Raw genomic sequence first — 17,619 nt, forward strand, 5'->3', positions numbered from 1 at the left:
TGTAAATGCCCGATGGGCGGAGGCAATATTTAGTCACACTTAGATCGCTAAAGCAATCGCTGTGTGAAAAATGAGCGAAAAAGGTTCAGCGCACTGATCGACATCAGACAATCGAATGGCCGCACAAAGCGGCCGTTAATTCAGTAACTGGCTTTCTGCGCCAGCAGCGTGGCGAAACGGGTTTTAATGCGGTTACCGTTTTCATCACGACGATGCAGTTCACCGACCTCTTCGTTGTATTTCACAATATGCCAGTTGCGGTAATAGTGGCTAAGTTCACCGGATTTAAACGCAAATGGGAAGTTTTGCGTATTGGGATAATCATCGGTATCCATCGCCGCCACAATCAGGTTGTAGCCATATTTACGCGTGCTGGCCTGCATATCGGCAATCAGCTGCGGAATGGTTGCCGGCTGCAGGAACATCATCACCACGGTCGACAGCACAAACTGATAGCTGCCGTTGAAGCGCACGCTATTCAGATCGCACAGCTCGGTGTGAATGTTCTGTAGATTCTCTTCCGCGATGATGCTGTTCAGGCGCTCCAGACTGGCGGGATTGCTGTCCCAGGCCGTCACGTCAAAGCCATGCTGATTGAGAAACAGACTATTGCGGCCCTGGCCGCAGCCCAAATCCAGTGCTTTCCCTACTTCAAGATGAGGCAGGGCCGCCAGCACTTCAGAATGGGTCGGCGTGAGGCCGTATTGTTCAGCGTAATAATTATCGGGGCGTGTAGTCATAACCAGATTGCGGGCCAGTTGCCCGCATTACTCCTCTTCTTCCAGCATCAGTTTCCAGCCGGTGACATCATTCCAGTAAGCTTGCTCGCGCTCCAGATCCAGCTGCACCAGCGTATTCTGGCTCAGGAAGCCGGCAGGGAAGGTCAGCGTCCAGTGGCCGTCGTCGGTGCTGAGCTTGAGAGAATCCGGTTTGGTGGTCGCCTGACGCTGATTATTCAGCAGCGTGCCAAGACGCAGCAGGAATACCATCGGCAGAAACTGTTTCTTTTTAAACAAGGTGAAACGCGGCATCTCATCCTGCTTCACCGCTTTGCGGTGATAACGTACCAGCGTGGCCAACAGCATCTGTTGATCCTGATTAAAGCCCGGCATGTTGGAGTTCTGCAGGATGTAGGCCGAATGGCGCTGCATACCGCTGTGATTGATGGTCAATCCCACTTCATGCAGCAGCGCGGCCCATTTCAGCAGCGCCGACAGTTGCGGATTGGCTTGCTTGGGATTCTGCTCCTGCCACTGCAAATAGAGCTTCTCGGTGGTTTCCAGCACACGGCGCGCCTGATCGCTATCAATCGCATAGTGATTTGCCAGACTTTGCGCGGTGCGGCTGCGAATGTCCTGATGACGGAAACGGCCTTCCATCTCATACAGCACGCCTTCACGCAGTGCGCCGTCAGAGAGACGCAGCTCGCGAATCGCTAACGCATCAAACACGCCACACAAAATTGCCAAGCCCGGTACAAATACCGCCTTACGCTCTTCCGACAAGCCCGGCAGGCTCAGCGCGTTAAACGACTTATGCTTCAGCACTTCGCTGGTCAGCAATTCCAGCGTTTCTGGCGTAATCAGCTTCTCTTTTTCGCCCATCGCCAGCAGCACTTCGCAGGCCGCTTTAATGGAACCCGACGCGCCTAGCGCATATTGCCAGCCGTGCAAACGATATTGCCACGCCATGGTTTCCAGCTTTTGCGCAGCGGAGAGGCGCGCGCGGCGGAAGTTTTCTGGCGTAATTTCGCCTTTGGGGAAGAAGAGATTGGCGAAGCTGACGCAGCCCATGCGGCGGCTCTCTACCAGCTGCGGCTCAAAGTCTTCCCCAATCACCAGTTCGGTGGAGCCGCCGCCGATATCGATCACCAGCTTGCGGCCTTTTTCCGGCTGCGTGTGCTCCACGCCCATAAAAATCAGACGCGCTTCTTCGTTGCCGGAGATCACCTCGATCGGATAGGGAATCACCTCGGCCGCGCGCTGCAGAAACTCTTCCGCATTGCTGGCGATACGCAGCGTGTGCGTGCCGACGATCGTCACGTTGGCGGAACTGAAGCCCTGCAAACGTTCGGCGAACAACGCCAGACAGCTCAGCCCGCGCTCAATCGCTTCTTCGCTCAGGCGATTGTGCGCATCCAGCCCATCGGCCAGATGCACGCGCTGTTTCAGGCGTCCCAGCACTTGCAAAGCGCCATCCACCACGCGGGCAATGACCATATGGAAGCTGTTCGAGCCGAGGTCGATTGCCGCGAATTCCTGAGGTTTCGGCGTACTTTTATGTGAGATTGGCATAGGCGTTATTCGGGTTGTTCCAGTTTCTTGATGTAGTCATAAATGGCCAGCTGCGAACGCACCTTTTTACGGTTGCCGCGCGGCACATAACGATTACTCAGCTCTTTATCGACGATGCGGGCTTTCACCGTATCACTAAACAGAATGGCGATGATGTCCAATATGCGCTGCTTCACGCGGGGATCAAGAATCGCCACGGCTACTTCAATGCGGTGGTCTATGTTACGCGTCATCCAGTCCGCGGAAGAGAGGAACACCTTTTTCTCGCCGCCGTTCTCAAAAATATAGACGCGGTCGTGTTCGAGATAGCGGTCAACGATGCTGGTAATGCGAATATTTTCACTGATGCCCGGTAAATCAGGAATCAGCGAACACATGCCGCGCACCAGCAGATTCACTTTCACGCCTGCCGACGAGGCGGCGTAAAGTCGATCAACTAAACCATTATCCACCAGGTTGTTGATCTTCAACGTAATGCCAGCAGGATTGCCTTGCTGCGCGTTGGCGATCTCGGCATCAATGAACTTATACAGCACGTCACGCGAGTTCTGCGGTGACACCAGCAAATGCTCGAAGGTGACCGGACGATACGGATTCTCAATGAAGTTGAACACGCGACGCACTTCATTGGTGATGCGCGCATCGGCGGTCAGCAATGAATAGTCAGTATAAATGCGCGCGGTTTTTTCGTTGAAGTTCCCGGTACCGATATGCGCATAACGCACCACTTCTTCGCCTTCACGGCGCGAAATCAGGAACAGCTTGGCGTGAATTTTCAGACCCGGCGCGGAGAAGATCACATGCACGCCCGCTTCGGTCAGGCGTTTCGCCCAGCGGATGTTGGCCTCTTCATCGAAGCGCGCCTGCAGTTCCACCACCACCGTGACTTTCTTACCGTTATAGGCGGCGTGAATCATCGCATCCATGATGCGCGAGTTTTTCGCTACGCGGTAAATATTGATCTTAATCGCCAGCACGTTCGGGTCGAACGAGGCCTGACGCAGCAGCTCCAGCACATGTTCAAAGGTGTGATACGGGTAGTAGAGCAGCACATCGCGATTGCGGATGGCGTCGAAACCGTTGCGGAAGCCGTCAAAGCCGATGTGGCGAATCTGCGGCAGCGGACGGTTTTCCAGATTGCTTTTACCAACGTTCGGGAAGCCGATGAAATCTTTAAAGTTATGGTAGCGGCCGCCGGGCACAATCGAATCGTAGTTCGAAATCGACAGCTTATGGCGCAGCATTTCCACCATCGCATCCGGCATATCGCGCTGATAAACAAAACGGACCGGCTCGGCATTGAGACGCTGCTTCAGGCTCGACGACATCAGCTCCAGCAGGCTCGATTCCATCTCTGTAACCAGATCGTATTCGGCGTCGCGCGTCATCTTCATCGAATAGGCGTTCAGCGTATCGTAATCGAAGAAGCCTTTGAAAATTTCATCGAGGCAATAGCGCAGGATGTTATCCAGCAGAATCATTGGCTTGCGCCGACGTGGCGACTCAGCCGGCAAGTTAATAAAGCGCGGCACTTTATCCGACGGGATCTCCAGCAGCGCATAACGAATATCGTCGCCGCGAATGATCTCCACCGCCAGATAGGTGTAATCGTCTTTCAGGAATTCGATCAGATCGGTGTCATGGTTAATCAGAATCGGCGTAACGTGCTGGCGTAATTGATGTTTGAAGTAGTAGCGCAGCCACTCTTGCTGATTCGGTGACAGTTGACGTTCGTTAATCAGAAAGATCTGATTACGCGCCATTTCCAGCAGCAGATCGTTGTAGAGCGCATCAAACTCCTGATCCGATTTCTGCACCCGCAGCTGAATTTTCTTCAACAGATGCCGCAAAGAGGTCGGTTTGCCTTGCTCTTCGCTGATCAGAATTCGCCGCTTGAGATCGGCAAAGCGCACTTTATAGAACTCTTCGAGGTTATTGGAGTAAATCCCGAGGAAGCGCATGCGTTCAATCAGCGGATTACTTTTATCCGAGGCTTCCTGTAACACACGTTCATTGAAGCTTAACCAGCTTAATTCTTTTTCTATATACAGCTTATCCTGACCCATTCTGACTCCGAGATGCTGATGCTGGACGGAATGTCCGGCGGAAAAGACGCAAAAATGCGTTACCGCTCAGTGTCCGTCACCATTATGGCGAGAGTATGGCAGGCTTGTCCAACGTCAAAGGTTGTCTTATCAATCAGCTACGGGCAACATAGCGACTTGTTTCCACCGGTAACCTGGCCTGCATGAGCATAAATCGTATTCCCGTCCACTTTAGCGACCGTCGTCGACGCGCCACTGATAATTTAGTGCGCCGCGTCGTCACAGCTTGCGGCGTGGGAATTTTGCTGCTGATGTTACTGCTGTTCTTCTGGTTGATCTGGGTGGTGTTGCCGCTGTTTAGCGCGCCGGGAATGCATGCCACCACCAATATTCAGCTGTGGGACAAAGCCCCAATGCTGGCGATGGGCAGCGACGGCCATTTAGGCTGGCGCATCAGCCGCAACGAAGCGCGCTTTATTCCGCTTGATGGTCAACCTGCCGCTCCCGCACTGGCGCTGAATGGCAAACCCGATGCGGCGATCGCAAGCTTTGATAACCGCAGCGTGCTGCTCAATATGCAGGGCGAACTGCTGTTAATGCAACCGGTTATCCGCAACGGCAGCGGCGAATGGGGCTTCCCGCTCGGCGATCGTCCACTGCGCTTACCGCAAGGCCCGGTCAGTAACATGGCGTTGACGTCGCTCAACGACCATCAATGGTTGATCGCGGCGCAAACCGCAGCTGGCATCAGCTTGCTGACGCTGGAAAATCAGCAAAAGGTGAATCAGATCCTGTTGCCGCAGCAGCAGGCCGATCATCTGCTGCTGTCACCGGATGGCTCTTTGCTTTACGCCAGCAGCGGGCGTTTGCTGCGCGTGTGGCAAATCACATCTGATGGCGCACAGTTACGTGAAACGCAAACCCTCAATCTGCCGCCGCAAAGCCTGCATATGCTGGCCGGTGGACGCACCTTGCTGATTCAGGATGCGCAGGGCGTGCAGCAATGGTTCGCTATCGCCAGTAATAATGGGCCGCGCTTACAACAGATTCACACCTTCAACGGCAGCCAGCAGGCGCGCGGAATAACGCCGGAGCCGCAGCGCCGCGTGTTTGCCACTTACGATGCGCAGGGCACGGTTCAGCTGTTCGCCAGCAAGCAGCAGGGCGCGATTTTAACGCGTCAGCTGGCACCGGGCATTCAGGCACTGGCCTTCGCGCCGCACGGTGATGCCTTGATCATTGAACGCGCCGGGGAATGGCAACAGTTTGCGCTAGATAACCCGTGGCCGGACTTCACCTGGCGCAATCTGTGGCAAAAAATCTGGTACGAAAACTATCCGCAGGCCGATTGGGTATGGCAATCCACCGCGGCGGGCGACAGCTATCAAGCTAAGTTCAGCCTGATGCCGCTGGTACTGGGCACGCTGAAAGCCGCCAGTCTGGCGCTGCTGTTTGCCACGCCGCTGGCGCTGGCCGCCGCAATGTATACCGCCTGGTTTATGTCGCCGGGTTTACGTCGCTGGGTGAAACCGGCGATCGAAATGATGGGCGCGCTGCCCAGCGTGGTGATTGGTTTAATCGCTGGCGTGTGGCTGGCACCGCACATCAGCACCGCGCTGGTTGGCGTGCTGCTACTGCCGCCGGTGTTGGCCGCGACCTTATTATTGTGCGGCGTGCTGAGTCCGCGTTTGCCGGCCAGCTGGCGACGTCCCGGCTTTGAAGTGATTCTGCTGCTGCCGCTATTGTTAGTGGTGACGTTGCTGACGCTGTGGCTGCCGACGCTGTTCTGGCCGGAGATTGGCGAGCGTTTAGCCCATTACGAACAGCGCAATCTGTTGGTGGCCGCGCTGGCGATGGGTTTTGCGCTGGTGCCGCTGATTTTCACCTTATCGGAAGATGCGCTATTCAGCGTGCCGGGCGCGCTGGGTCAGGGCTCGCTGGCGCTGGGCGCCACGCCGTGGCAAACCCTGACGCGCGTGGTGCTGCCGGGCGCCTCGGCGGGCATCTTCGCCGCCTTGATGATTGGCTTTGGCCGCGCCGTCGGCGAGACGATGATTGTGCTGATGGCCACCGGCAACACGCCGGTTAGCGAAGGCGGTTTATTTGCTGGTCTGCGTGCGCTCTCCGCCAACATTGCCATTGAGATGCCCGAAGCCGCCGCGGGCAGTGCTCATTACCGCATTCTGTTCCTCAGTGCGTTGTTGCTGTTGATCTTCACGTTGGTGATCAACACCATCGCCGAGTTGATTCGTCAGCGCCTGCGCCAACGCTACAGCCAGCACGAGGGCCACGGATGACGGCGATGAAACAAAACGATCGCTGGCGCTGGCTTACCGCTGGGGCCGTCGCGGTTTGCCTGCTGGCGTTCACCTTGCTGATTGGTTTGCTCGGCTGGCAAGGCATGCGCGCCTTCTGGCCGCAGCCGGTCGATCAATATCAGTTCCAGCCGCCTGAAGGCAGCGCGGTGATGGTGCTGGGCGAAACCTTGCAAAAGCAGCAGCAGGGCGAACAGTGGCGCTACGTGGTGAAAACCGGCAACCGTGACTTTGCCGCGCCGGATTTTCGCGTGCTTTACAGTCAGGGCGAGGCGAAAACCCGTCGTCCTGCTGATGTGTTGGTGCTGCAGCGCCGCAACGGCGGCAATGCTTATGGCTGGCTGGTGGAGCTGCGCCAGGATAACGAAGTAATGACCGCTCAGAGCCGCGATGCTTTGCTGCATCAGCGTTTGCAGCAGGTACATGAGCAGCTGCGCCAGGCGAGTAACATCCGCCGCATTGAGATGGCGCGCCTTAATGCACAGCTGGAAAGCCTGCAGCAGCAGGCCGATGAGCAGCAGCGTAACGGCCGCTTCAGCCTGGAAGTGCAGTCTGAGTTTGATGCCAATCGCACGGCGTTACAGCGCCGCTTTAACGCGCTGGCGCAGCAGTTAACTCATCTGCAGCACGAAAGTCAGCGCGATACGCTGGTGCTGCGCGATGTGAACGGCGTGGATCACACCATCCCATTGGCGCAGGTGGTGGATGCGTGGTATCCGAATGCCATGACCTTAACCAACAAAACGCTGCACTTCTTCGGTCAGATTTGGCAATTCGTCAGCGATTCACCGACTTCCGGTGGCGGCGAGAGCGGGGCGTTTCCGGCAATTTTTGGCACCGTGCTGATGGTGCTGTTGATGTCGATCATCGTCATGCCGCTCGGCGTCATCGCGGCGGTATGGCTACACGAATACGCCGGACGCAATGCACTGACGCGGCTGGTGCGCATCGCGGTGGTGAATCTTGCGGGCGTGCCGTCAATTGTCTACGGCGTGTTTGGCCTCGGTTTCTTTGTGTGGCTGATTGGCGGCACCCTCGACCAGCTGTTTTTCTCCAGCGCCTTACCCAATCCTACTTTTGGTACGCCGGGCTTGCTGTGGGCCGCGCTGACGCTGGCGCTGCTGACGCTGCCGGTGGTGATCGTTGCCACCGAAGAGGGATTGTCGCGCATTCCGGATAATCTGCGTCAGGGATCGCTTGCGCTGGGCGCAACGCAGGCGGAAACGCTGTGGCGCGTGGTGCTGCCGCTGGCGGTACCGGCCATGCTCACCGGCTTGATTCTGGCGGTGGCGCGTGCGGCTGGAGAAACCGCGCCGCTGATGCTGGTGGGCGTGGTGAAGATGGTGCCTGAGCTGCCGGTTGATGCGGTGTTCCCTTATCTGCACCTCGATCGCAAATTCATGCACCTCGGTTTTCAGATCTACGATTTGGCGTTCCAGAGCCCCAACATCGATGCTGATCGACCGCTGGTTTACGCCACCGCTTTGCTGCTGGTGGTGATCATCCTGTCGCTCAATCTGCTGGCGATGGCGTTGCGCCATCGGCTGCGTGAGCGTTACCGGATTATGACGCACTAAAAAGGTTTCTGATGACGCCCGATTACGACATTGCCCTTAGCGTTAATCAGCTGTCGCTGTGGTATGGCGAACGCCAGGCGCTGAATAACATTGATCTGCAGATTCCGAAGAACCGCATCACGGCGTTGATTGGTCCTTCCGGCTGTGGCAAATCGACGCTGCTGCGCTGTTTCAATCGCATGAATGATGTGATCGATCGCTGCCGCATTGAAGGCGAGATTCTGCTCGGTGATTACGCGGTGATGCAGGCGAATCAGGATCTTCCCGCGCTGCGTCGCCGCATTGGCATGGTGTTCCAGCGGCCGAATCCGTTTCCGAAATCAATTTACGAAAATGTGGTTTACGGCCTGCGCTTGCAGGGCGTGCGCGATCGTCGCGTGCTGAATGAAGCCTGTGAGCGTGCGCTGCGTGCGGCGGCGTTGTGGGGCGAAGTGAAAGATCAGCTGGGGCAGAACGCATTAACGCTCTCTAACGGCCAGCAGCAGCGTTTGGTGATTGCGCGCGCCATAGCCATTGAGCCGGAAGTGTTGCTGCTGGATGAGCCCACTTCGGCACTTGATCCGATCTCAACGCTGGTGATCGAGGAGTTGATGACCACGCTGAAGCAGCATTTCACGCTGGTGCTGGTGACGCACAATATGCAGCAGGCGGCACGCGTGTCGGATTACACCGCGTTTATGCATAACGGACAATTAGTTGAGTTTGACGAAACCGACAGAATCTTCACCTCACCGAAAGCGCGGCGCACCGAAGATTACATTACGGGACGGTTTGGTTAAAAAAGTCTACGATGCGTAGCGGCGCAATTTATTGCGCAATGCCCGGATGGGCACGATGTTGCCATCGAAATGCGCGATAAATCGCGCCGCTACGGAATGTGCATAACATTCAATCGTGAGCATAGCCTTGCGTCGGTAATAACTGACCATCCAGCCATGCTTTACCTTCACGCATCTGCAAACGCCCATCAACAAACCAGCTGATCACCAGCGGATAGATCGCGTGTTCCTGATGCTGCACGCGCGCGCTGATCTCGTCTTCGCTGTCGCCAGCAAACACCGGCACACGCGCTTGCAAAATAATGGGTCCGCTATCCAGCTCGTCAGTGACAAAATGCACTGAGGTGCCATGCTCCTCGTCGCCGTTTTCCAGCGCCTGACGATGCGTGTGTAAGCCCGGATATTTTGGCAACAGCGACGGATGAATATTCACCAGACGATCGTGATAGTGCGCGACAAAAGCGCTGCTGAGGATGCGCATATAACCGGCCAGCACCACCAGATCCGGCGCGTAAGCATCAATCTCCTGCATCAGCTGGCGATCAAAGGCTTCACGGTCGGCAAAATCACTGGCGGCTAACGCATGCGGCGGGACGTTGGCTTCCCGCGCGCGCGTTAAACCATAGGCGCTGGCTTTATTACTGAAAACGGCAGCGACGCTGCCGTTGATACGCCCGCTTGCGCAGGCGTCGAGGATGGACTGAAGATTGCTTCCGTTGCCGGAGATCAGTACAACCAGTTTTTTCATGGGTTGATAACCACACGCTCTTCTGAATCAGACGCTTTAATCACACCGATTTTCCACGCTTTTTCGCCTGCGTCGGTCATCAGCTGTACCGCTTTATCGGCTTCTGCCGGGCTCAGCGCAATCACCATGCCCACGCCGCAGTTAAAGGTGCGGTACATTTCGTGACGGCTAACGTTGCCTGCCTGCTGCAACCAGCTGAACACTGACGGCCACTGCCAGCTGCTCTCTTCCAGCACCGCTTGGGCGTTATCTGGCAGCACGCGCGGGATATTTTCCCAGAAGCCGCCGCCGGTCAGATGCGAAATCGCATGCACATCAACCTGTTCGATCAGGCTAAGGATGTTTTTCACATAGATGCGGGTTGGCGCCAGCAGGTGATCGGCCAGTGATTTGCCATCCAGCTGTTTGGTGGCCGGATCGGTCTGGCTGACTTCAAGAATCTTGCGCACCAGTGAATAACCGTTCGAGTGTGGGCCGCTGGAACCCAGCGCGATCAGCACGTCGCCGTCCTGCACTTTCGAACCGTCAATGATCTCTGATTTTTCCACCACGCCGACGCAGAAACCCGCCACGTCGTAATCTTCGCCGTGGTACATGCCCGGCATTTCAGCGGTTTCACCGCCGACCAGCGCACAACCCGACTGCAAGCAACCTTCGGCGATGCCGGTGATCACCGATGACGCGGTATCCACATCCAGCTTGCCGGTCGCGTAATAATCGAGGAAGAACAGCGGCTCAGCACCCTGAACAATCAGGTCGTTCACACACATCGCGACCAGATCAATGCCGATGCTGTCGTGGCGTTTGAGATCCATCGCCAGACGCAGCTTGGTGCCGACGCCATCGGTTCCGGAGACCAGCACCGGCTCGCGGTACTTCTGCGGCAGCGCACAGAGCGCGCCGAATCCGCCCAATCCACCCATCACTTCCGGGCGGCGGGTTTTTTTCACTACGCCTTTAATACGGTCAACCAGATCGTTACCAGCATCAATATCAACACCGGCGTCTTTGTAGCTGAGAGAGGTTTTGTCGGTCACTGCGGAATCCCCACGCGAGTTGCGGTTGGTGGCAAAAATTAAGCGCGGCAATTCTAACAGCGCAGGCAAACGTTTGCGAGTCCCATCTCATGCTGCCTTTGCATCGCCTCAGATTTTCGCCAATCCTTAGAGTAAGCAGGCTATTGACCGATGACATGTGGCGCAGCGGCGAAAAGGCGGTATAATCCGGCGATTTTTTTTTAGCTCAACTCAATTCCGGGAGAACAATCATGAAGATCGTGGAAGTCAAACACCCGCTGGTCAAACATAAACTGGGCCTGATGCGTGAGCATGATATCAGCACCAAGCGTTTCCGCGAGCTGGCCTCGGAAGTGGGCAGCTTGCTGACCTATGAAGCCACCGCCGATCTGGAAACCGAGCGCGTCACCATCGAAGGCTGGAATGGTCCGGTTGAAATCGATCAGATCAAAGGTAAAAAAATCACGGTGGTTCCGATTCTGCGTGCTGGCCTCGGCATGATGGAAGGCGTGCTCGAGCACGTTCCAAGCGCGCGTATCAGCGTGGTTGGCGTGTATCGTGATGAAGAGACGCTGGAGCCGGTACCTTATTTCCAGAAGCTGGTTTCGAACATTGAAGAGCGCCTGGCGCTGGTGGTCGACCCGATGCTGGCAACCGGCGGTTCGATGATCGCTACTATCGATCTGCTGAAAAAAGCCGGTTGTACCAGCATTAAAGTGCTGGTGCTGGTGGCCGCACCTGAAGGTATTGCCGCGCTGGAGAAAGCGCATCCGGATGTGGAGCTCTACACCGCATCTATCGATCAGGGATTGAACGAGAAGGGATACATCATTCCTGGACTCGGCGATGCCGGGGACAAGATTTTCGGAACCAAATAAAAGAAACCAGCCGGCCAGAGAGTCGGCTTTTTTTTGGCAAAAACACAACATTGTCATCCTCGAGTTATTCGAGCCAACGCAGCCATGGCTCGAAGAACGAAGAGGATAGGGGATAATAATGACTCGTCGCGCTATTGGTGTGAGCGAACGCCCACCGCTGTTACAAACCATTCCACTCAGCTTGCAGCATCTGTTCGCCATGTTCGGCGCAACCGTGCTGGTGCCGATTCTGTTCCACATCAACCCGGCCACGGTATTGCTGTTTAACGGCGTCGGAACGCTGCTCTATCTGTTTATCTGTAAAGGCAAAATCCCCGCTTATCTCGGATCGAGCTTTGCCTTTATTTCGCCGGTGCTGCTGCTGTTGCCGCTGGGTTATGAAGTGGCGCTGGGCGGTTTTATTCTCTGCGGTTTGCTGTTCTGCATTGTGGCGCTGATCGTCAAGAAAGCCGGTACCGGCTGGCTGGACGTGATGTTCCCACCGGCAGCGATGGGCGCGATTGTCGCGGTTATCGGTCTGGAACTGGCGGGCGTGGCGGCGAATATGGCCGGTTTGCTGCCTGCTGACGGCGCATCGCCAGACAGCAAAACCGTGATCATCTCGATGGTGACGCTGGCGGTTACGGTGTTTGGTTCGGTGCTGTTCCGTGGTTTCCTCGCCATCATCCCGATTTTAGTCGGCGTGTTGGTCGGCTATGCGCTCTCATACGCGATGGGCATTGTGGACTGGACCGCGGTGGAAAATGCGCCGTGGTTTGCGCTGCCAACCTTCTACACGCCGCGTTTTGAGTGGGTGGCGATGCTGACCATTCTGCCGGCCGCGCTGGTGGTGATTGCCGAGCACGTGGGTCACTTGGTGGTCACCGCGAATATCGTGAAGAAAGATCTGATCCGCGATCCGGGCCTGCACCGCTCAATGTTCGCCAACGGTTTATCCACCATGATCTCCGGTTTCTTCGGCTCCACGCCGAACACCACTTACGGCGAGAACATCGGCGTAATGGCGATTACCCGTGTGTACAGCACCTGGGTAATTGGCGGCGCGGCGATTTTTGCCATTCTGCTCTCGTGCGTTGGCAAGCTGGCGGCGGCGATTCAGGCGGTTCCCGTGCCGGTGATGGGCGGCGTATCGCTGCTGCTGTACGGCGTAATTGGTGCATCAGGTATTCGTGTGCTGATCGAGTCGAAAGTGGATTACAACAAAGCGCAGAACCTGATCCTGACCTCGGTGATCCTGATCATCGGCGTGAGCGGTGCCAAAGTGCATATCGGCGCGGCCGAGCTGAAAGGTATGGCGTTGGCGACTATTGTAGGCGTGGGTCTTGCGCTGATCTTCCGTTTAATCAGCGTATTGCGCCCGGAAGAAGTGGTGTTGGACGCTGAAGAGAAGCGCGAAAGTTAAGGCTGCAAGCCGGGCAGGGAAGCCCGGTTCATCTCCGGCAAAGATCGTGATAAACTTGCGCGGTTTTCTGCCCGCTCATCCGTTGAGGTACTTCTGAACACGCCGGCACAGCTCTCATTGCCACTCTATTTACCCGATGATGAAACCTTCGCCAGTTTCTGGCCGGGGGAAAACACGTCTCTGCTGGCGGCGCTGCAAGGCGCACTCTCTCAGCAACACGGTAGCTATCTCTATTTCTGGTCGCGCGAAGGCGGTGGCCGCAGTCATCTGCTGCATGCCGCCTGTGCGGAGCTCTCGGCGCGCGGCGAAGCGGTGGGCTATGTGCCGCTGGATAAGCGCACCTGGTTTGTGCCGGAAGTTCTGGAAGGCATGGAGAATCTGGCGCTGGTGTGCATTGATAATATCGAGTGCATCGCGGGCGATCCGGAGTGGGAAATGGCGATCTTTGATCTCTACAACCGCATTCTGGAAATCGGTAAAACGCGTTTGCTGATAACCGGCGATCGACCGCCGCGCCAGCTCAATCTTGGCTTACCGGATCTGGCTTCACGTCTCGACTGGGGACAGATTTACCGTTTGCAGCCGCTTTCTGATGACGACAAATTACAGGCGATGCAGCTGCGTGCCGGATTGCGTGGTTTTGAGTTGCCGGAAGATGTCGGGCGCTTCCTGTTGAAACGCCTCGACCGTGAGATGCGCACGCTGTTTGATACGCTGGATCGTCTCGATCGCGCCTCCATCAGCGCCCAGCGCAAACTCACCATTCCTTTTGTTAAAGAAGCGCTGGAGCTTTAGATAATCTCCAGCACCGCTTCGGGTGGACGACCAATACGCGCCTGTTCGCCCTTGATCACAATCGGGCGTTCGATCAGTTTCGGATGATCCACCATCGCCTGCAGCAGCTGAGCCTCGCTTAACGCGCTATCCGCTAAAGCCAACTCTTGATACAAATCCTCTTTACGACGCATCAGTTCGCGCGCGCTGTGCATGCCGAGCTGTTTCAACAGACGTTTTAGCGTGGGGACATCGGGCGGCGTCTCAAGATAAAGCACCACATTGGGCTTGATACCTCGCTCCTGCAACAGCGCCAGCGTTTCGCGGCTCTTGCTGCAGCGCGGGTTGTGATAAATGCTGACCATCTTCTTATCCTTTTTGATAAACCTTAAAACGCTTCTGCAGTTCACGGAACTGGTCGATACGTGCGTCATAGCGCGCTTGTTTCAGGCTGCCGAGCGGCACTTGCGCGCTGGCGCTGCTCAAGGTGGAGATCGCCTGATCGAGCTGGCCGTTGAGCGCCAAACCTTCCGCGCGCGCCGAAAGTTCTTCATCGCGCAAACCCTGCGCCGCAGAGGCCTGCGCCAGCAGATCAAAGGCGTTAACATCGTCTGGATGGGCAAAGGTGAAGCGATTGAGGATGCGGCTGGCGTTGGCGGGCTGCTTCGCTTCAACATAGGCATTAGCCAGATTCAACTGCAACACCGGATTGCTGTTGCTGCCTTTGGCGCTGCTGAGCATGGCGATCGCCTGCTGCGGCTGATTCAGGCCGATGTCGATGTCGGTCATGATATCAAGGAACCAGACGTTATCCGGCTGCTTCGCCAGCAGCGGGGCGATCACCCGTTTGGCGCTATCAAAGCTTTTGGCCTGCAGGAACTGTATCGCTTTGCCGTACTGTGCCGCCTGCTGCTCGCGCACGTTGCCTTTGGCGTATTCGTTCAGCAGGTCATCGGTCAGCTGATTGCGGCCAGTGGCGTACATGCCGAGCGAGCGCACTTTCGCCATGTAGAAATCCTGCGATGACTGCACCACCACCGGACGCATCTGGTTGGCGCGGTTACGCGCATCGGCAAGCCGGCTGTCGGGTAACGGGTGCGTCAGCAAAATTTCCGGCGGCTTGGAGGAGAAGCGACTCTGATCCGCCAGCTTCTGCAGAAAAGTCGGCATCGCTTGCGGATCGAATCCAGCGCGTTGCAGAACCTGAATACCGATGCGGTCGGCTTCCTGCTCGTTGCCCTGGGTAAAGCTGATAATGCCTTGCTGCGCACCCGCCAGCGTACCGGTCAACGCCGCCATGCCGGCCTGCGGGCTGGCCATTGCCAGCAGAATCGATCCCAATGCGCCGACCCAGGTCAGCGGCGCATTGCGTCGCTGCTCTTCCATGGCGCGCGCCAGATGGCGCTGCGTGACGTGCGAGATTTCGTGCGCCATCACCGACGCCAGCTGGCTTTCGTTATCGGTATAGCGGAACAGCGATGAATGCAGCACCACGTTGCCGCCAAAGAAGGCGAAGGCGTTGAGTTCGTCGTTCTGGATCAAAAAGAAGTGGAACGGCGTCCGCACCGAGTTGGCATGCGCCACCAGTCGCTGACCAAGCTCGTTAATGTATTGATTCAACAGCGGATCGTTAATCAGAGGCGCACTGGCGCGCAGCTGGCGCACGTAGAAGTCGCCCATCTGCAGTTCCTGATTAATCGAAAGCGTTGAACCTGCTGTGGTGCCCATGTCGGGCAGCGTATCACTAACGTCAGCGCGCGCACTCAGCGCAGGCGTCAGCAGCAGCGTAGGAATAAGGGCCGCCAGCACTGATTTTTTCAACCGGTTAAACATGCCTTGATCCTGTAAAAGTCACCCGAAATTGGACAGGTAAGTGGTTCAAATGTTCTGCACTATTTTTCCCTTTGCGGAACGCGCTCTATCTTAACCAGACTGCGGCGACAAGCAAACGATGAAGATTCATCAGCTTTAAATGAAAAAAGGGTTACAGCATGACGAAATTGCAGCAAAAAATTGAATAGCACGCCGCGATTTAAACAGGCTTCTTCACTCGTAAAAGTTAAAGTTACGTAAAGTTGCTCAAAATTATTGAATTTGGCATGAACTTTTCCAGGTTTACTCTGAAAAGCGGCGGCAAATCAGCGGTGTTGGCCCGCTTTATCCATCAGTGTTTTTAATCGTGAAGACGACGCGCAGAGCATTCTACACAGTTATCATCGGACGGATTTTAAACGCACGTAAACTTATTCCCTCTGTATTAGGATCACAATTTCACGGCCACGCATTTCTCAACTGCTGCCAAAGCGACAATCGAAACCCTTTTTCAATTAACCTTGCTAATTATTTTTCACGCAATGAAAACGCCGGACAGCCCGTCACTACAGGAGTTTTGCCTTGCTCACGCTGTGGTATAGATAAGGCACTTTATTCAAACGGACTGTGAATTGACGCGCAGTGTAAGCCGGAGAGTTTTTATGCGTTCTGTAGTTTCATACGCCCTTATCGCAATTGTCGGTGGCTTTGTAGGCGCCACCGTGAGTAAAGGTGATGACCTGTATCAGCGTGTTGTCAGCCATTTTTCCTCTACACCCACCGATCCCGACGGCTTCTGGAGCACGCCCGCCGTCGACGGCTACGGCAAAATCCATTACGAACCGGATGCGGCTTTCAAACCGGTGGTCGGTTTAAGCAACAAAGTGGTGTTTCAAATTACCCGCAGTGAAGGGGAGATGACGCGCCCAAATCTTGGACTGGAGCGCGTAGCGCGCGTGGTCAATCTCTATATCGCTTCGGGCGTACCGGCTGACGACCTGCACTTTGTGGTATCGGTCACCGGTGATGCCACGCCAGCGATGCTGGACAACGCGCATTTCCAGCAGTTCTACAAAGCGGACAACCCCAATCTGGCGCTGATCGGCGCACTGAATAAGTTGGGCGTGAAGGTTTCTGTATGCGATCAGTCGGTGGCGTTCCATCACTTCCCGAGAGAGTGGATTGACCCATCGGTGATTCATGCACTCTCCAGCCCGACCACCGTGTCGACGCTGGAAAATCAGGGTTATGCACTCTTACAGATGTAAATCTCAGGCACAGGAGAAGTGAAATGCGTCCAGCATCCTATATCGTTATTGCGGCTCTGGCAGGGTTTGTCGGCGGCAATGTATTACAGCTCCCCGAATTGGTCGACAAGGTCAGCGACAAATTTGCTGACAAGAAAAGTGAACCGGCTGATTTCTGGAGCACGCCGGCGATCGACGGTTACGGCAAAATCCACTTTGTGAATGTACCGGACTACAATCCGGCCACCACGCCGGGATTGAGCAATAAAATCGTCTTCCAGATCAACCGTAATGAAGGCGATATTCATCAGGCCAACCTCGGGCTGGAGCGCGTGGCGCGCGTCACCAACCTCTATTACGCGGCGGGCGTACCGCTCGATCAGCTGAAATTTGTGGTGTCGATTAACAGCGATGCGGTTCCTGCGGCATTGAATAATGAGCAGTTCCGCAAAACCTACGGCACCGATAACCCCAATCTCAAGCTGATTGATGAGCTGAAAAAAGCCGGCGTGAAAGTGACTATTTGCGATCAGTCGGTGGCTTTCCATCAGCTGGAGCGCAACTGGATCGATACGCGCGTCACCCACACGCTGTCGAGCGGCACCACCGTGGCGTCGCTGCAGAACGAAGGTTACGCCTTCCTGATGTTGTAATTCCTGCCTGACAGCAGTTCGCGCTGCTGTCATCTCGCTGTCATTTATCCGCGATGTTGCTGTCACAGTTCGCCGCTAC

15 protein-coding genes are annotated in these 17,619 nt (G+C 55.9%); 8 read left to right on the forward strand and 7 right to left on the reverse strand.

Annotation, left to right across the window (positions count from 1 at the left end; translation table 11 throughout):
* Positions 1 to 140: 140 nt before the first annotated feature.
* Genes tehB through ppk1 form a run of 3 tightly spaced genes read right to left on the reverse strand, consistent with a single transcriptional unit; the run spans position 141 to position 4,360 of the window.
* Positions 141 to 746: a tellurite resistance methyltransferase TehB gene (gene tehB, locus K5Y32_RS13260; RefSeq protein WP_110866479.1), complete on the reverse strand. Its 606-nt coding sequence runs from the start codon at positions 744 to 746 to the stop codon at positions 141 to 143.
* A gap of 21 nt (positions 747 to 767) precedes the next feature.
* Positions 768 to 2,294: an exopolyphosphatase gene (gene ppx / locus K5Y32_RS13265; RefSeq protein ID WP_101763505.1), complete on the reverse strand. Its 1,527-nt coding sequence runs from the start codon at positions 2,292 to 2,294 to the stop codon at positions 768 to 770.
* 5 nt (positions 2,295 to 2,299) lie between these two features.
* Entirely contained in the window at positions 2,300 to 4,360 is a 2,061-nt protein-coding gene (gene ppk1, locus K5Y32_RS13270; RefSeq protein ID WP_101763506.1) for a polyphosphate kinase 1, read from the reverse strand.
* Between the two features lie 182 nt (positions 4,361 to 4,542).
* Between ppk1 and K5Y32_RS13275 the strand changes: the two genes are divergently transcribed.
* From K5Y32_RS13275 to pstB, 3 genes are read left to right on the forward strand one after another with little or no spacing between them, the layout of a single operon-like run.
* Positions 4,543 to 6,636, forward strand: coding sequence for an ABC transporter permease subunit (locus tag K5Y32_RS13275; RefSeq protein WP_222184474.1), 2,094 nt, complete (start codon positions 4,543 to 4,545; stop codon positions 6,634 to 6,636).
* Complete coding sequence (gene pstA, locus K5Y32_RS13280) at positions 6,633 to 8,231, forward strand: phosphate ABC transporter permease PstA (protein ID WP_222184476.1); 1,599 nt, start codon at positions 6,633 to 6,635, stop codon at positions 8,229 to 8,231. The genes K5Y32_RS13275 and pstA overlap by 4 nt, the downstream gene beginning before the upstream one ends.
* Positions 8,232 to 8,242: 11 nt before the next feature.
* Positions 8,243 to 9,010: a phosphate ABC transporter ATP-binding protein PstB gene (gene pstB / locus K5Y32_RS13285; RefSeq protein WP_101763509.1), complete on the forward strand. Its 768-nt coding sequence runs from the start codon at positions 8,243 to 8,245 to the stop codon at positions 9,008 to 9,010.
* A 109-nt stretch (positions 9,011 to 9,119) separates the two neighbouring features.
* Here pstB and purN read toward each other — a convergent pair whose 3' ends face one another.
* Positions 9,120 to 9,758, reverse strand: coding sequence for a phosphoribosylglycinamide formyltransferase (purN, locus tag K5Y32_RS13290; protein WP_222184478.1), 639 nt, complete (start codon positions 9,756 to 9,758; stop codon positions 9,120 to 9,122).
* Entirely contained in the window at positions 9,755 to 10,795 is a 1,041-nt protein-coding gene (gene purM / locus K5Y32_RS13295) for a phosphoribosylformylglycinamidine cyclo-ligase (protein WP_222184480.1), read from the reverse strand. Before purM ends, purN begins: the two co-directional genes overlap by 4 nt.
* A 230-nt stretch (positions 10,796 to 11,025) precedes the next feature.
* Here purM and upp point away from each other — a divergent pair, with 230 nt between their 5' ends.
* From upp to hda, 3 genes are all read left to right on the forward strand, one after another.
* Entirely contained in the window at positions 11,026 to 11,652 is a 627-nt protein-coding gene (upp, locus tag K5Y32_RS13300) for a uracil phosphoribosyltransferase (protein ID WP_008108331.1), read from the forward strand.
* A 118-nt stretch (positions 11,653 to 11,770) separates the two neighbouring features.
* Positions 11,771 to 13,054, forward strand: coding sequence for a uracil permease (uraA, locus tag K5Y32_RS13305; RefSeq protein ID WP_222184482.1), 1,284 nt, complete (start codon positions 11,771 to 11,773; stop codon positions 13,052 to 13,054).
* A gap of 93 nt (positions 13,055 to 13,147) precedes the next feature.
* The gene (gene hda, locus K5Y32_RS13310) at positions 13,148 to 13,849 is read left to right on the forward strand and encodes a DnaA inactivator Hda (RefSeq protein ID WP_036649513.1); all 702 of its coding nucleotides are present in this window, start codon (positions 13,148 to 13,150) and stop codon (positions 13,847 to 13,849) included.
* Here hda and arsC read toward each other — a convergent pair.
* Positions 13,846 to 14,193 (reverse strand): arsenate reductase (glutaredoxin), encoded by a 348-nt coding sequence (gene arsC / locus K5Y32_RS13315; protein WP_222184484.1) that lies wholly within the window; start codon positions 14,191 to 14,193, stop codon positions 13,846 to 13,848. The two genes, hda and arsC, sit on opposite strands and share 4 nt — an antisense overlap.
* 4 nt (positions 14,194 to 14,197) lie before the next feature.
* Positions 14,198 to 15,661: a M48 family metallopeptidase gene (locus tag K5Y32_RS13320; RefSeq protein WP_222184486.1), complete on the reverse strand. Its 1,464-nt coding sequence runs from the start codon at positions 15,659 to 15,661 to the stop codon at positions 14,198 to 14,200.
* 641 nt (positions 15,662 to 16,302) lie between these two features.
* Between K5Y32_RS13320 and K5Y32_RS13325 the strand changes: the two genes are divergently transcribed.
* Both K5Y32_RS13325 and K5Y32_RS13330 read left to right on the forward strand, forming a co-directional pair.
* Positions 16,303 to 16,908 (forward strand): DsrE family protein, encoded by a 606-nt coding sequence (locus K5Y32_RS13325; RefSeq protein WP_222184488.1) that lies wholly within the window; start codon positions 16,303 to 16,305, stop codon positions 16,906 to 16,908.
* A gap of 23 nt (positions 16,909 to 16,931) precedes the next feature.
* A complete protein-coding gene (locus K5Y32_RS13330; protein WP_222184490.1) occupies positions 16,932 to 17,540 on the forward strand; it encodes a DsrE family protein in 609 nt (202 codons plus the stop codon).
* Positions 17,541 to 17,619 lie beyond the last annotated feature (79 nt).

The organism is Pantoea sp. DY-15 (assembly GCF_019795935.1).
Taxonomy (GTDB): Bacteria; Pseudomonadota; Gammaproteobacteria; order Enterobacterales; family Enterobacteriaceae; genus Pantoea; species Pantoea leporis.